Genomic DNA, 15,360 nt, shown 5'->3' on the forward strand with positions numbered 1-15,360 from the left:
CCAGCCCCGTCGGCGCCGGTGTCCCCGTCGGCGTCGCCGACCCCGTTCGCGTCGCCCACCCCGTCGGGGCCTGGGAAAACCGTCGGCTCCGGCCGCACCGCACGGCCACGGACCGGCAACTCCGGCGCCCCGAACGCCTCGTCCCTCCCGCCCCGCGTATCGTCCGCGACACCGACCACGGCACGGCCCGAAGGGCCGTCGACCCGGGCGGGCGCCGTCATCGGCCCCGAGAGCGGCACCCGTCCGTAGCGACGGCAGCGGCCTACTCGTACCGGCCCGTCCCCGTCTGCTCGCGGAGGGCGCACAGCAGGTCGACGCGGTTGGTGGTGATCGAGTCGACGCCGAGGCCGACCAGACGGCGCAGGGAGCGGCGGGTGTCCGGGGTCCAGACGGACAGCAGGTAACCGTCACGGTGCACGCGGGCCGCGAGGGCGCGGTCCACCAGTGGGAAGCGGTAGTTCAGCCAGCGCGGCCGCACCGCGTCCAGCAGTCCGGCCCGCGGCGGCGCGAGCGTCGTCCAGGTCAGGGCGATCTCGGCGGACGGTTCGGCGGCACGGACCGCGAGCATGGTGGCGGCGCCCGCGCAGTAGTAGACACGGTCCTGCGCCCCGCACTCGCGGACCACGTCGACGATCCGCCGCACCGCCCGCGGGCCGGGAGCGCCCGGCAGGTCGATCATCACCCGGCTGCCGTCCGTCGCCGTGAGCGCGTCCGCCAACGTCGGCACCCGGCCCGCCGTCAGGGCGCGCACCTCCTGCGCCGACAGCGAGCGCAGCGGCCGGTCCTGCCCCCACAGTCGCTTCAGCGTCTCGTCGTGCAGCAGGACGGGCACGCCGTCCCGGGTGAGGCGTACGTCGATCTCGACCGCGCCCGCGCCCTGGTCGAGCGCGGAACGCAGCGAGTCGATCGTGTTCTCGCGGAAGCGGTAGGGGTCGCCGCGGTGGGCCACGGCCGTCACGGTCTGCATGGGCCCATTGTGAGGGCCCCGCGTCGGGCGGCGGCTCCGGCGGGGGCGGTGGCCGGATGCCGGGCGGGTGTCAGGGGGCGAGCCACGCCTCGGTGCAGGTGTCGATCTCGTCCGCGATGCGCGCCTTGCCGGCGTCGTCGAGGAAGGAAGCGTGCACCGCGTTCCGGGCGAGTTCGGCAAGGCCGCGCTCGTCGAGGCCGAGGAGCCGTGCGGCCACCGCGTACTCGTTGTTGAGGTCGGTGCCGAACATGGGCGGGTCGTCGGAGTTGACGGTCACGAGGACTCCGGCGCGCGCGAACTCCTTGATCGGGTGCTCGTCGAGGGTGCGGACCGCGCGGGTGGCGATGTTGGAGGTGGGGCACACCTCCAGCGGGATGCGGTGCTCGGCGAGGTGCGCGAGCAGCTTCGGGTCCTGGGCGGAGCTGGTGCCGTGGCCGATGCGTTCGGCACCGAGCTCGTTCAGGGCGTCCCACACCGTCTCCGGCCCGGTGGTCTCCCCGGCGTGCGGCACGGAGCGCAGTCCGGCGGCGATCGCACGGTCGAAGTAGGGCTTGAACTGGGGCCGGGGTACGCCGATTTCGGGTCCGCCCAGGCCGAAGGAGACCAGCCCCTCCGGGCGCAGCCGGTCGTCGGTGGCGAGCCGGGTGGTCTCCTCCGCGGCCTCGAGTCCCGCCTCGCCGGGGATGTCGAAGCACCAGCGCAGGAGCGTCCCGAAGTCGGCCTCGGCCGCCTTGCGGGCGTCCTCGATCGCGTCCATGAAGGCGCGTTCGTCGATGCCGCGGCGGGTGGAGGAGTACGGCGTGATGGTCAGCTCGGCGTAGCGCACCTGCTGACGGGCCATGTCCCGGGCCACCTCGTACGTCAGCAGGCGCACGTCCTCCGGGGTGCGGATGAGGTCCACCACGGACAGGTACACCTCGATGAAGTGGGCGAAGTCCGTGAAGGTGAAGTAGTCGACCAGGGCCTCGGGGTCGGTGGGCACCTTCGAGTCGGGGTGGCGGGCGGCCAGTTCGGAGACGATGCGGGGAGAGGCGGAGCCGACGTGGTGGACGTGCAGTTCGGCCTTGGGCAGTCCGGCGATGAAGGCGTGCAGATCGCGAGGTGCGTGCTGGTCGGTCAAGGGATCCCTCCCCGGGGACGGCGCCGCAGGGCCCCTGCGGGCGCGGCGCGGGTGATCGGCTGATCGATTCGGCACGGACATCGTAGGCTCACCTGTCTCGCCGAGGACCAGCTGCGGTCCCGCCCCCCGCCCGTCGGAGCTGCGGTGACGAGGCCTTAGCATGGCGGGACGATCGACGAGGGGGATGCGACGACATGACGGACGGAACGCGGCCCGGCGGGGGAGCCGGAGCGGGCGACAACCCCTGGGCCCCGCCGGACAGCAGACCTTCGCTGGACAAGCGCCCGCCCGCACCGCAGCAGCCCCCGGCCCAGGACCAGCCGCCCGCGGCCGCGCCGCAGCCCTGGGCCCAGCAGCCGGCCGCGCCCCAGCCGTTCCCGGGTGCGGGCCCGCCGCCCGCGCAGCCGCCGTCCGTGCACGACCAGGTCACGATGGCCTCGATGCCGTCGGCCGGCCTCGTTCCGCCCGCGTTCGGCTCGCCCGGCCAGGACGCCGCCGTACCGCCGCCGCCCGTCGCCCCCACGGGTCCCGCCGCCTCCGGCGGCTACGGCTACCCCGGTTACCCGGGCTACGGCTGGCCCGGCATGCCGATGACGCCGCAGAACGGCCTCGGTATCGCAGCGATGGTGCTGGGCATCCTCTCGTGCTGCCTGTTCTGCCTGTACGGCGTGGTCTCGGTGGTGCTCGGCGTGCTCGCCGTGGTCTTCGGCGTCAAGGGCCGGCGGAAGGCCGAGCGGGGTGAGGCCGACAACCACGGCCAGGCGCAGGCCGGCTTCGTCATGGGCATCATCGGCATCATCCTCGGCATCGCGGTGATCGTGCTGCTCGCCATCGGCATCACCGCAGCCATCCACGACGAGAAGACGAACTCCGACCCCTACTCCGGAGCCCACCGTCCGTCCGCGACCGTCGCGACGGACCGCTGACCCCGCACCCCCCGTCCCTGGGCCGCCGGGCCGGCGCCGAACCGCGCCCACCCCGGCCGGTGCCCCCGGATCGCAACAGCCTCCGTACGATGCCGTGACTGTCAACGGAGGGGAGATCACCATGTCCGACACCAATCCCGCACCGGGCGGGTTCGGGCCGCCGTCCCAGAGCCCGCAGCAGCCGGCGCCCGGTTACGGGTATCCGCAGTCGGGTCCCGGTTACGGGTATCCGCAGTCGGGTCCCGGCTACGGTTACCCGCAGCCCGGTGCCGCCCACCCGGTCGCGCCCCCGGTGGCCTACCCGCAGGGCCCCGGTTATGGCATGCCCATGCAGCCGAGCAACGGAATGGGCACCACGGGGCTCGTGCTGGGCATCATCGGCCTGGTGTGCAGCCTGACCTTCATCCTCTGGTTCTTCGGGGTCCTCCTGGGCATCCTCGGGATCATCTTCGGCGCCATCGGGCGGGGGAAGGCCAACCGCGGCGAGGCCACGAACAAGGGCGCGGCGACCGCCGGGCTCGTCTGCGGCATCGTGGCCACCGTGGTGCTGCCGCTGCTGGGCCTCCTGGTCTTCGCCAGCATCATGGGCAGCTCGAGCACCTTCTGACGGGGGCCGGGCCGCGAGGGGGGTCGGTCCCACGGACCGGCCCCCTCCTACTCCGTCCCATCCCGCAGTCGCTGCCGCGCCTCCATCAGGGCGAACCCCAGCAGGTTCGGCCCCCGCCAGCGCTCCGGGTCCGCCGCGGCCTCGTCGTCCGCGGCCAGCCCGATGCCCCAGACCCGGTCCACGGGGCTCGCCTCCACCAGGACCCGCTCGCCCGTGCCCAGCAGGAACTCCCGCAGCACGGGGTGCGCACCGAACTTGTGGACGCTGCCCTCGACCACGATCGGGAAGCGCTCCCGCTGCCATATCGCGTCGTCGAAGCCGCGCACCAGCCGCCCCGCCTTCTTCGCCCCGGCCGGATGCTCCGCGGCCAGCACCCGCCGCTCCGCCTCCGCGTCCTGGAACAGCCGCGCCTTGGCGGCCATCATCCAGTGCTCGGCGGTCGCATACGTCACCCCGTCCACCGTGAACGGCGAGGGCCACCACTGGCTGAGACAACTCGCGCCCACCCGGCCGTCCGGCCTGGGCCGGTGTCCCCAGAAGTGCAGATACCTGATCCTCGCCCCCGCGTGGACCTCCCCGATCAGGGCTTCCCAGGAATCGATCTTCCCCATGCACGCGAGTGTGGCACGCACCACTGACACTCCGTCCCGCCTTTTCCGCACCCACTCGACACCTGGTCGACAGATTCCGTCGCGTAACCAAAAGGCAACAACGGAATCACTTGTTGGAGTCCCAGTGCTCTGTCAGGATCGGCACTCAATTCGAGCTGGAGCTACGCCACCCGCCTCCGGGGACGGGGCGGCGGCGGAGGAGAGCGACATGCACAACCCGGGCACCGCCACCCCGGACCGATTTCCGGCCCAGGACCGTTTCGCGGACGGCGCGCAGTACATCGCCGGCCGGCTGACCAAGGGCACCTCGGGCCGCAGCCACGCGGTCGTCGACCCGGCCACCGGCGAGGACGCCTACACCTACGAGCTGGCCGCCCCCGAGGACGTCGACGCGGCGGTCGCCGCCGCACGCGAGGCGTTCCCGGAGTGGGCGGGCGCCACGCCAGGCGAGCGCTCGGACGCGCTGCACCGGTTCGCCGCCGTGCTCGCCGAGCGCGCCGAGGACTTCGCCCGTGCCGAGTCGCTGCAGTGCGGCAAGCCGCTGAAGCTGACCCGGGAGTTCGACGTCCCGGGCACCATCGACAACACCGCCTTCTTCGCGGGCGCCGCCCGGCATCTGGCGGGTCAGTCCGCGGGCGAGTACTCCGGTGACCACACCTCGTACGTCCGCCGCGAGCCCATCGGCGTCGTCGGCTCCATCGCCCCCTGGAACTACCCCCTCCAGATGGCCGCCTGGAAGATCCTCCCGGCGATCGCCGCGGGCAACACCATCGTCCTGAAGCCGGCCGAGGTGACCCCGCTGACCTCGCTCATGTTCGCCGAGGCCGCCACCCACGCCGGGATCCCGGACGGTGTGATCAACATCGTCACCGGAACCGGCAGGGAGGCCGGCGAACACCTCGTCGGCCACCCCGACGTGGCGATGACCTCCTTCACGGGATCCACCGCCGTCGGCAGGCGCGTCGCCGAGATCGCCACGGCCACCGTCAAGCGCCTCCACCTGGAGCTGGGCGGAAAGGCGCCGTTCGTGGTCTTCGACGACGCCGATCTGGAGGCCGCCGTGCACGGCGCGGTCGCGGGCGCGCTCATCAACTCCGGGCAGGACTGCACGGCCGCCACGCGCGCGTACGTGCAACGGCCCCTGTACGAGGCGTTCGTCGAGCGGACCGCCGCCCTCATGGAGACCGTCCGGCTCGGCGACCCCTTCGCCCCCGGCACCGATCTCGGCCCGCTGGTCTCGCACGTACAGCGCGACCGGGTGGCCGGGTTCGTCGACCGGGCGCGTGCCTACGCGCGCGTGGTGACCGGCGGCGAGGCGCCCCGGGGCGAACTCGGCGACGGCGCCTACTACCGCCCCACGCTCATCGCGGACGCGGCGCAGGACAGCGAGATCGTCCAGTCGGAGATCTTCGGCCCGGTGCTGGTCGTGCTGCCCTTCGACAGTGACGACGAGGGCATCCGGCTGGCCAACGACACCCCGTACGGGCTGGCCGCCTCGGCGTGGAGCCGCGACGTCTACCGGACCAACCGCGCGACCCGGGAGATCAAGGCGGGATGCGTGTGGATCAACGACCACATCCCGATCATCAGCGAGATGCCGCACGGCGGATACAAGCAGTCCGGCTTCGGCAAGGACATGTCCTCGTACTCGTTCGAGGAGTACACGCAGATCAAGCACGTCATGTTCGACAACACCGCGGTCGCCCGGAAGGACTGGCACCGCACCATCTTCGGGGACCGGCCCTAGTCGGCTTCATCGACATCCGGCCGCCGTCAGGTGGCACGACCGGCCGCCGATCACGGCCCATCCCTCTCGAAAGGGCACCACGAGCATGGAGCAGTACGAGCCCGACCGCCTCACACCACCCCAGGTGGCCGCCATACGACGCAGCTTCCGCAACGGCCGGGCCGCCCTCAGCCGCCGTTCGCTGCTCCGCGCCTCCGCGGGCGGTGCGCTCGCGGTCGGCGGACTCGGGGCGCTGAGCGGCTGCGGGATCCCCGCGGCAGGCCAGACCCAGGGCGGCACCGCGGTCCAGGACCACTCGGCCAAGGAGAAGGTCGTCAACTTCTCCAACTGGCCCGAGTACATCGACGTCGACGACAGCGGCAAACACCACCCGACGCTGGAGGCCTTCACCAGGCAGTCGGGCATCCAGGTCAAGTACACCGAGGACATCAACGACAACAACGAGTTCTTCGGCAAGATCAAGCCGCAGCTCGCCGCCGGCCAGGACACCGGCCGGGACCTCATCGTCCTCACCGACTGGCTGGCCGCCCGGCTGATCCGCCTGGGCTGGGCCCAGAAGCTGGACCCGTCGAACCTGCCGCACGCCTACACCAACCTGTCGGCACAGTTCCGCAACCCCGACTGGGACCCGGGCCGCGCTCACTCCTATCCCTGGCAGGGCATCGCGACGGTCATCGCGTTCAACAAGAAGGCGCTCGACGGCATCGAGGTCAAGTCGGTCTCCGACCTCCTGGACAACCCCAAGCTCAAGGGCCGCGTCGGCTTCCTGTCGGAGATGCGCGACAGCATCGGCATGACGCTGCTCGACATGGGCAAGGACCCGGCGAAGTTCACCGACGACGACTTCGACGCGGTCATAGCCCGCCTGCAGAAGGCCGTCGACAAGGGCCAGATCCGCCGATTCACCGGCAACGACTACACCTCCGACCTCACCAAGGGCGACCTGGCGGCCTGTGTGGCCTGGGGCGGCGACATCGTCCAGCTCAAGGCGGACAGCCCGGACGTCGACTACATCATCCCGGACAGCGGATACATGACGTCGACCGACAACATGCTGATCCCCAACAAGGCGCGCCACAAGACCAACGCCGAACGGCTCATCGACTTCTTCTACCAGCCCGACCAGGCCGCCGCCCTCGCCGACTACATCAACTACGTCTCTCCGGTCGAGGGCATCAAGCCCTACCTTGCGAAGATCGACAAGTCGGCGGCGGACAACCCGCTGATCATTCCCGACAAGGCCATGGCCGCGAAGTCCCATCCCTTCCGCTCCCTGACGCAGAGGGAAGAGACGGCCTACGAAGAGAAGTTCGCGAAGCTCACAGGGGCGTGACGACGATGATGACCACAGACAACAGCGGCGACGTCCGCCTCTCCGGGATCAGCAAGACCTACGGCTCCTTCACCGCCGTGCACCCGCTGGACCTGACCGTGCCGCAGGGTTCCTTCTTCGCCCTGCTCGGCGCGTCCGGCTGCGGCAAGACCACCACCCTGCGCATGATCGCCGGTCTGGAGGAACCTTCCTCCGGCACCGTGCGCCTCGGCGACCAGGACGTCACCGCCCTGCCGCCGTACAAGCGCCCGGTGAACACGGTATTCCAGTCCTACGCCCTCTTCCCGCACCTCGACATCTTCGAGAACGTCGCCTTCGGCCTGCGCCGGCGCGGCATCAAGAGCGTGAAGAAGCAGGTCGAGGAGATGCTGGAACTGGTGCAGCTCGGCGAGCAGGCGCGCAAGAAGCCGCACCAGCTCTCCGGCGGCCAGCAGCAGCGTGTCGCGGTCGCCCGCGCGCTGATCAACCACCCCAAGGTGCTCCTGCTCGACGAGCCGCTCGGCGCCCTGGACCTGAAGCTGCGCCGCCAGATGCAGCTGGAGCTCAAACGGATCCAGACCGAGGTCGGCATCACCTTCATCCACGTCACGCACGACCAGGAGGAGGCCATGACCATGGCCGACACGGTCGCCGTGATGAACGCCGGCCGCGTCGAGCAACTCGGCTCGCCCACGGACCTGTACGAGAACCCGCAGACCACGTTCGTCGCCAACTTCCTCGGCACCTCGAACCTGATCGAGGCCGAGGTGGACACCAAGAGCGGCGGGGAGATCATCCTCAAGGCGGGCGGCGGCAAGCTGGTGCTGCCCGAGGCGCGATGTTCCGCACCGACGAAGACCGGCGGCAAGGTGCTGGTAGGCGTCCGGCCCGAGAAGATCTCCCTCACCCACGCCGACGAGGCCGGCGAGATCCCCGAGGGCCGCAACCGGATCACCGGGAGGATCGCCGACTCCAGCTTCATCGGCGTCTCCACGCAGTACGTCATCGACAGCCCCGTCTGCCCCGAGTTCGAGGTCTACGCCCAGAACATCGACCGCGACGCCCGCCTGGTGCCCGGCGCCGAGGTCGTCCTGCACTGGAACCCGGCCCACACCTTCGGCCTGGACGCCGCTCAGGACATCGACGCGGGCGTGGAGAGTGTTGAGGAGGACGCCGCCTGATGGCCGCCGTCACCGAGGCGCGCCCACCCCTGGCGCCCACCGCCCCCGAGAAGAAGCCCCCGCGCAGACGGGGCCGCCTCACGCCGTACTGGCTGCTGCTGCCCGGCATGCTCTGGCTGATCGTCTTCTTCGCGCTGCCGATGATCTACCAGGCCTCCACGTCCGTGCAGACCGGCTCCCTGGAACAGGGCTACAAGGTCACCTGGCACTTCGCGACCTACTGGGACGCGCTGTCCCAGTACTGGCCGCAGTTCGTGCGCTCGGTCCTGTACGCGGCCTCCGCGACGATCCTGTGCCTGCTGCTCGGCTACCCGCTCGCGTATCTGATCGCCTTCCGCGCGGGCCGCTGGCGCAACCTGATCATGATCCTGGTGATCGCGCCGTTCTTCACCAGCTTCCTGATCCGCACGCTGGCCTGGAAGACCATCCTCGCGGACGGCGGCCCGGTCGTCGGCGCCCTCAACACCCTGCACGTCCTGGACGTCACCAACTGGCTCGGCTGGACCGCCGGAGACCGTGTCCTGGCCACACCGCTGGCGGTGGTGTGCGGACTGACCTACAACTTCCTGCCGTTCATGATCCTGCCGCTCTACACCTCACTGGAGCGCATCGACTCCCGGCTGCACGAGGCGGCGGGCGACCTGTACGCCAAGCCCTTCACCACCTTCCGCAAGGTCACCTTCCCGCTGTCGATGCCGGGCGTGGTCTCCGGCACCCTGCTGACCTTCATTCCGGCGGCCGGCGACTACGTCAACGCGGACCTGCTCGGCTCGACCGACACCCGCATGGTCGGCAATGTCATCCAGACACAGTTCCTGAGAATTCTCGACTATCCGACGGCCGCGGCCCTTTCCTTCATCCTCATGGCCGCGATCCTCCTGATGGTCACCGTATACATCCGTAAGTCCGGCACGGAGGATCTGGTTTAAATGGCCTTCGTCAACTGGCTCAAGCGCCATCTCGTCGTCATCGCCGGGCTGCTGACCCTCGGATACCTGCTGCTGCCGAACGTCATCGTCACGGTCTTCTCCTTCAACAAGCCCAAGGGCCGCTTCAATTACGAGTGGCAGCAGTTCTCCACGGACGCCTGGAAGGACCCGTGCGGCGTCGCCGACATGTGCGGCTCGCTCGCGATCAGCCTGCAGATCGCCGTCTGGGCGACGGTCGGTGCGACGGTCCTCGGCACGATGATCGCCTTCGCGCTGGTCCGCTACCGCTTCCACGCCCGCGGCGCCGTCAACTCGCTGATCTTCCTGCCGATGGCGATGCCCGAGGTCGTCATGGCGGCCTCGCTGCTCACCCTGTTCCTCAACCTCGGTGCGCAGCTGGGCTTCTGGACGATCCTCATCGCCCACATCATGTTCTGCCTCAGCTTCGTGGTGACCGCCGTCAAGGCGCGTGTGATGTCGATGGACCCGAGGCTGGAACAGGCCGCGCAGGACCTGTACGCGGGACCCGTCCAGACCTTCCTCCGGGTCACCCTGCCGATCGCGGCACCCGGCATCGCCGCGGGCGCGCTGCTCGCCTTCGCGCTCTCCTTCGACGATTTCATCATCACCAATTTCAACGCGGGCTCGACCGTCACCTTCCCCATGTTCGTCTGGGGCTCGGCGCAGCGGGGCACGCCCGTTCAGATCAACGTCATCGGTACGACCATGTTCATCGTCGCCGTACTGTTCGTCCTGGCCTCCATGGTCATCGGGAACCGCCGCACCAGGCAAAAGGCATAACGCCCAACCGGAAGACTCTGTAGGGAGTTGAAATCATGGCCCCAAGCGCCATGAGCCGTGGCAACAACTGGACCACATCTCTTTCCGAAGCCCAGCCGGTCCCGTACTGGCTGGAAGACCCCGGCAGGCCCCGCCCCGAACCCGCGCTCACCGGCGCCGAGACCTGCGATCTGCTGGTCGTCGGCGGTGGCTACAGCGGACTGTGGACCGCGCTGATCGCCAAGGAGCGCGACCCCGGGACGGACGTGGTCCTGGTCGAGGGCCGTGAGGTGGGCTGGGCCGCCTCCGGCCGCAACGGCGGCTTCTGCGCCGCCTCCCTCACGCACGGACTGGCCAACGGCCTCACCCGCTGGCCGGACGAGATCCACAGGCTCCAGGAGCTGGGCGAGGCCAACCTCGACGCGATCGAGGAGACGGTGGCCCGCTACTCCATCGACTGCGACTTCGAGCGCACCGGCGAGATCGACGTCGCGACCGAGCCCTACCAGGCGTGGGAGCTCAAGGACTGGTACGCGGAACTGGAGCAGCGGGGGCTTGCCGAGGGCACCGAGTTCCTCGACCGGGACGCGGTGCGGGAACAGGTCGGCTCACCGACCTTCGAGGCCGGCCTGTGGGACCGCCGGGGCGTCGCCATGGTCCACCCGGCCAAGCTCGCCTGGGGACTGAAGCGGGCCTGCCTGGACCTCGGGGTGCGCGTGTACGAGCACACTCCCGCCCTGACCCTGAAGCCGTACGGCGCCGGCATGGCCGTACGCACCCCCTACGGCCAGGTCCGCGCCCACCGGGTCGCGCTCGGCACCAACATCTTCCCCAACCTGGTCAAGAGGGTCCGCTCATACACGGTCCCGGTCTACGACTACGCCCTGATGACCGAGCCGCTCAGCGCCGACCAACTGGCCTCGATCGGCTGGAAGAACCGCCAGGGACTGGGGGACAGCGCCAACCAGTTCCACTACTTCCGGCTGTCGGCGGACAACCGGATCCTGTGGGGCGGCTACGACGCGATCTATCCCTACGGCGGCCGGGTGCGCGCCGAGTACGACGACCGCCCGGAGACGTACGCCAAACTCGCCGGCCACTTCTTCACCTGCTTCCCGCAGCTGGAGGGCGTCCGCTTCACCCACGCCTGGGGCGGGGCGATCGACACCTGCTCGCGCTTCTCGGCCTTCTTCGGCACCGCCCACCAGGGGAAGGTGGCGTACGCGGCCGGGTACACCGGGCTGGGGGTGGGGGCCACCCGCTTCGGCGCCGACGTGATGCTCGACCTGCTGGCCGGCGAGCGCACCGAGCGCACCGAGCTGGAGATGGTCCGCAAGAAGCCGCTGCCCTTCCCTCCCGAGCCGTTCGCCTGGACCGGCATCGCGCTCACCAGGTGGTCGCTGGCACGGGCCGACGCGCACGGCGGCCGGCGCAACCTGTGGCTGCGGACCATGGACCGGCTGGGCCTCGGCTTCGACAGCTGAGCCCAAACGGGGCCGGTGACCGGGTTCACTCGAACGAGGGGCCGGAATCCGCGTAATGGCCGCCGGAGGACCTCCCTCTCTCCCATGACGCTACCGCGTCCACGACACAGGGGGAGGTCTTGTGATGGCTGGCGCGAAGACGGCGGTCGAATGGCTGGCATCCGTCGCACCGGATCCGGAGGCCTGCCGCCGGGCGTGGGAACGCAACCCCCAGAGGGTCGCCCTGCTGCCCGCCGGCAAGGCCTGGGACGTACTGATCCTGCCGGGCGGGCTCGGCTACTCCACACTCGACGTACTGACCCGCGTTCTCGACCAGCTGGGCCCGGTACTGGTGGACTTCGGCGAAGCGCGTATGGGCTTCTTCGTGCCACCGGGCACCGCGGCCCGCTGGCTCGGCACCGGCATCCGTACCGCCGGGGGCGGCACCTGGATCGTCGTGCCGTACCCGGGCCGGACCACCGGCGGGGTGCGCTGGCTGATTCCGCCGGACGGATCGGGGATCCTCACCGACCCGGTCCTGCTGGAACTGGCGATGCACGAGGCGGCGGCCGGGCCGGCCGCGGAGGAGGACGGCAGGGCCTAGTGCCCCGGCAGGCAGCGTTCGCCCCGTCGCGGCGCCCGGCACTCCCCCAAGCTCTTCGAGCAGGGGGGACCCCCACTCGCCGCACCGGCCGAAAGCCCAAGTACGTCCAGTACGAGGACTTCCGGCCGGCACGCCGAGAGCACGCTCCCGAGCTCTCGGCTTCGCTCGAGCAGGGGGGACCCCCATGACGCCACTCCTTGACGGGCGAACGTTGCCCGCCGGGGCACTAGGAGGTCCTGACGGCGGAATCGGACCCTCCGACGGAATCGGCGCCTCCGACTTCGTCTGTCCTCCGAGGGCATCGGCCCCCAGACGTCATCGGGCCCTCCGGCGCCGACTGCTGCTTCGGCCGGGTGGGGCGACCGGTGCGGCCGAGCAGGAGCCAGAGCGCGGAGAGCAGCACCGCACCCAGGCACCAACTGGCCACGACGTCCAGCGGCCAGTGGTAGCCGCGCCGGACGAGGCCGAAGGAGACCCCGAGTACGAGGACGGCGCAGGCGGTGACGGCGGCACGGCGGGCGGCCGCCGAGCGCAGCCACGGAAGGAGGAGCAGGGTCGCGCAGCCGTAGGCCACGGCGGCGGTGGCCGTGTGCCCGGACGGGTAGTAGCCGGCACCTGGCGGCACGACGGCCGTACCGTGCCGGGCGGTCGCGTCCTTGAGCGGCACGATCACCGCCGGGAGCAGTGCCATCAGGAGGGCCGCGGCAAGCGGCGGCAGCCACCAGCGGCCCACGCCCGCGCGGCGGCCCCACCGGGCGACGTACGCCAGGGTGACGGCGAGGACGGGCACGGCCACCTGCACGTTGCCGAAATCGGAGAGGAGCTCGGAGGCGCGGTCGGGGTGAACGAGGGCCCGGCTCAGGTGCTCGTCCAGCCGCAGCAGCGGTCCGTGGGCGACGACCTGCCAGGTGATCAGCGCGAAGAGGACGGCGGGAAGGCCGAGGAGCGTGGCGGCGAAGGACGGCCGTCCCGCGACCGCGGACCTTCCGCCCTGCCCGCCGGGTGCCTGCGCGGGCTTGTTGTCCTGATCGGTCGCCACGCTGCACATCCTGGCAGGCGCACCGTTCGCGGGCGCGGCGGCATCCGATCGCGGTGGCCTGTGCCCGCGGTGGCCTACGCCTGTGGAAGGGGAAATAGGTCGGCCGCTCCGGAACAAGGGGGGGTGGTTCCGGGGCGGCCGTCCGGACCGGAACGTCGCGCGCCCCGGGGGGTCTGGGGCGGGCGACCGTCCGATCGGTGAGGAGAACCGGGGCCGGAGCCCCGGGTTGTGTGCGCGAGGCACGACCAGGTCGAAGCTGGGGAGGCCCCGCCCTGATGCCGCCCACAGTCCCCTGTGAGCGGGGTGTATCTCTCATCTGGGTAGAACCTACGGCAGCCGGTGGCCGTACGACAGCAGGAATCGCGTCCCGCCATGCACCTCGCACACCTTCTTCACACGCTCTGCCGCCGACTGCGACAGACGTGCGAACAGGGCGCTCAGATGCTGGTGAACGCCTGCTCGATGATGTCGAGACCCTCGTTGAGGAGGTCCTCGCCGATCACCAGCGGGGGCAGGAAGCGGAGCACGTTGCCGTAGGTGCCACAGCTGAGGACCAGCAGGCCCTCCTGGTGGCAGGCCTTGGCGAGCGCGGCGGTCGCCTCCGGGTTCGGCTCCTTGGTGGCGCGGTCCTTGACCAGCTCGATGGCGATCATGGCACCGCGACCGCGGACGTCGCCGATGATGTCGAACTTCTCGGCCATGGCGGTGAGGCGGCTCTTCATGATCGCCTCGATGTTCTTCGCCTTGGTGTTGAGGTCGAGGTCCTTCATCGTCTCGATCGCGCCCAGCGCACCGGCGCAGGCGACCGGGTTGCCGCCGTAGGTGCCGCCCAGGCCGCCGGCGTGCGCGGCGTCCATGATCTCGGCGCGGCCGGTCACGGCGGCCAGCGGAAGGCCGCCGGCGATGCCCTTGGCCGTCGTGATCAGGTCCGGCACGATGTCCTCGTCCTCGCACGCGAACCACTGGCCGGTGCGGCAGAAGCCGGACTGGATCTCGTCGGCGACGAAGACGATGCCGTTGTCCGCGGCGAACTGGCGGATCGCGGGCAGGAAGCCCCTGGCCGGCTCGATGAAGCCGCCCTCGCCGAGCACCGGCTCGATGATGATCGCGGCCACGTTGTCCGGACCGACCTGCTTGGTGATCTGGTCGATCGCCATCTTGGCGGCCTCCGGACCCGCGTTCTCGGGACCGGTCGGCCAGCGGTAGGCGTAGGCCACCGGGACGCGGTAGACCTCGGGCGCGAACGGGCCGAAACCATGCTTGTACGGCATGTTCTTGGCCGTCAGCGCCATGGTGAGGTTCGTACGGCCGTGGTAGCCGTGGTCGAAGACCACGACGGCCTGGCGCTTGGTGTACACACGGGCGATCTTGACCGCGTTCTCGACCGCCTCGGCGCCGCTGTTGAAGAGGGCGGACTTCTTGGCGTGGTCACCCGGCGTGAGCTCGGCCAGCGCCTCGGCGACGGCCACGTAGCCCTCGTACGGCGTGACCATGAAACAGGTGTGGGTGAAGTCGGCGAGCTGCGCGGAGGCGCGGCGTACGACGGCCTCGGCGGAGGCGCCGACCGAGGTCACCGCGATGCCGGAGCCGAAGTCGATCAGGCGGTTGCCGTCGACGTCCTCGATGATGCCGCCGCCCGCCCGCGTGGTGAAGACCGGCAGCACGGAGCCCACGCCCTGCGCGACCACAGCGGTACGGCGGGCCTGCAGCTCCTGCGACTTGGGGCCGGGAATGGCGGTGACGACGCGGCGCTCCTGCGGAAGTGCGGTCATGGGGGCTCCCTGATGATCTTGCGTACCGGACGGTCCGGCAGACCCGGCACCGGCGGACCCGGCACCGGCGGACCGGGGAGTTCCGGGAGGTGTTCCGGGCGGGGCGTTTTTCGGACGCTTTCCTTCTTTCTTCGCAGGTTAGGGCGGCAGAAGGGGGGTGGGCATGCTCCATGTGGGCGTTGTCGGCCATCGTGGTTGTCCGCGATGGATATAGAAGGGGTGCGGGCCCGGAGTACGAGAAGTACCGACGTGATGCCGCGCGGCTTGCCGCACAATCGGTGAACTCCCCTTGCCCGGGCGTT

14 protein-coding genes are annotated in these 15,360 nt (G+C 70.5%); 9 read left to right on the forward strand and 5 right to left on the reverse strand.

From position 1 onward, the window contains the following. Positions 1 to 262: 262 nt before the first annotated feature. Together AB0A61_RS27785 and AB0A61_RS27790 are read right to left on the reverse strand one after the other, a co-directional pair. Entirely contained in the window at positions 263 to 967 is a 705-nt protein-coding gene (locus AB0A61_RS27785) for a glycerophosphodiester phosphodiesterase (RefSeq protein ID WP_361297728.1), read from the reverse strand. Positions 968 to 1,037: 70 nt separating this feature from the next. Beyond that, on the reverse strand, positions 1,038 to 2,087 hold the full coding sequence (locus tag AB0A61_RS27790; RefSeq protein WP_361297731.1) for an adenosine deaminase: 1,050 nt from the start codon (positions 2,085 to 2,087) through the stop codon (positions 1,038 to 1,040). Positions 2,088 to 2,281: 194 nt separating this feature from the next. Here AB0A61_RS27790 and AB0A61_RS27795 point away from each other — a divergent pair, with 194 nt between their 5' ends. Beyond that, positions 2,282 to 3,013, forward strand: coding sequence for a DUF4190 domain-containing protein (locus tag AB0A61_RS27795; protein WP_361297733.1), 732 nt, complete (start codon positions 2,282 to 2,284; stop codon positions 3,011 to 3,013). A 121-nt stretch (positions 3,014 to 3,134) separates the two neighbouring features. Further along, positions 3,135 to 3,620, forward strand: coding sequence for a DUF4190 domain-containing protein (locus AB0A61_RS27800; RefSeq protein WP_361297736.1), 486 nt, complete (start codon positions 3,135 to 3,137; stop codon positions 3,618 to 3,620). Between the two features lie 47 nt (positions 3,621 to 3,667). Here the strand turns inward: AB0A61_RS27800 and AB0A61_RS27805 are convergent, their stop codons facing one another. Beyond that, the gene (locus AB0A61_RS27805) at positions 3,668 to 4,231 is read right to left on the reverse strand and encodes an NADAR family protein (protein WP_361297739.1); all 564 of its coding nucleotides are present in this window, start codon (positions 4,229 to 4,231) and stop codon (positions 3,668 to 3,670) included. Between the two features lie 208 nt (positions 4,232 to 4,439). Here AB0A61_RS27805 and AB0A61_RS27810 point away from each other — a divergent pair, with 208 nt between their 5' ends. The 7 genes from AB0A61_RS27810 (at position 4,440) to AB0A61_RS27840 (ending at position 12,247) form a co-directional block, all read left to right on the forward strand. Then, positions 4,440 to 5,978: a gamma-aminobutyraldehyde dehydrogenase gene (locus tag AB0A61_RS27810; RefSeq protein WP_361297744.1), complete on the forward strand. Its 1,539-nt coding sequence runs from the start codon at positions 4,440 to 4,442 to the stop codon at positions 5,976 to 5,978. Between the two features lie 85 nt (positions 5,979 to 6,063). Further along, positions 6,064 to 7,311: a spermidine/putrescine ABC transporter substrate-binding protein gene (locus AB0A61_RS27815; RefSeq protein ID WP_361297747.1), complete on the forward strand. Its 1,248-nt coding sequence runs from the start codon at positions 6,064 to 6,066 to the stop codon at positions 7,309 to 7,311. Further along, positions 7,308 to 8,471 (forward strand): ABC transporter ATP-binding protein, encoded by a 1,164-nt coding sequence (locus tag AB0A61_RS27820; protein WP_361297750.1) that lies wholly within the window; start codon positions 7,308 to 7,310, stop codon positions 8,469 to 8,471. Before AB0A61_RS27815 ends, AB0A61_RS27820 begins: the two co-directional genes overlap by 4 nt. Next, on the forward strand, positions 8,471 to 9,400 hold the full coding sequence (locus tag AB0A61_RS27825) for an ABC transporter permease (RefSeq protein ID WP_361297753.1): 930 nt from the start codon (positions 8,471 to 8,473) through the stop codon (positions 9,398 to 9,400). Before AB0A61_RS27820 ends, AB0A61_RS27825 begins: the two co-directional genes overlap by 1 nt. Next, a complete protein-coding gene (locus AB0A61_RS27830) occupies positions 9,401 to 10,201 on the forward strand; it encodes an ABC transporter permease (protein WP_361297756.1) in 801 nt (266 codons plus the stop codon). A 35-nt stretch (positions 10,202 to 10,236) separates the two neighbouring features. After that, positions 10,237 to 11,664 (forward strand): FAD-dependent oxidoreductase, encoded by a 1,428-nt coding sequence (locus AB0A61_RS27835; protein WP_361297759.1) that lies wholly within the window; start codon positions 10,237 to 10,239, stop codon positions 11,662 to 11,664. Positions 11,665 to 11,788: 124 nt separating this feature from the next. Then, positions 11,789 to 12,247 (forward strand): hypothetical protein, encoded by a 459-nt coding sequence (locus tag AB0A61_RS27840; RefSeq protein ID WP_361297762.1) that lies wholly within the window; start codon positions 11,789 to 11,791, stop codon positions 12,245 to 12,247. 226 nt (positions 12,248 to 12,473) lie between these two features. On the opposite strand, the gene AB0A61_RS27845 is transcribed toward AB0A61_RS27840, so the two are convergent. Next, a complete protein-coding gene (locus AB0A61_RS27845; protein WP_361297765.1) occupies positions 12,474 to 13,286 on the reverse strand; it encodes a phosphatase PAP2 family protein in 813 nt (270 codons plus the stop codon). A gap of 437 nt (positions 13,287 to 13,723) precedes the next feature. Then, complete coding sequence (gene gabT, locus AB0A61_RS27850; protein ID WP_361297768.1) at positions 13,724 to 15,058, reverse strand: 4-aminobutyrate--2-oxoglutarate transaminase; 1,335 nt, start codon at positions 15,056 to 15,058, stop codon at positions 13,724 to 13,726. Positions 15,059 to 15,360 lie beyond the last annotated feature (302 nt).

The sequence above is a fragment of the Streptomyces sp. NPDC046197 genome (assembly GCF_040646295.1).
Taxonomy (GTDB): Bacteria; Actinomycetota; Actinomycetes; order Streptomycetales; family Streptomycetaceae; genus Streptomyces.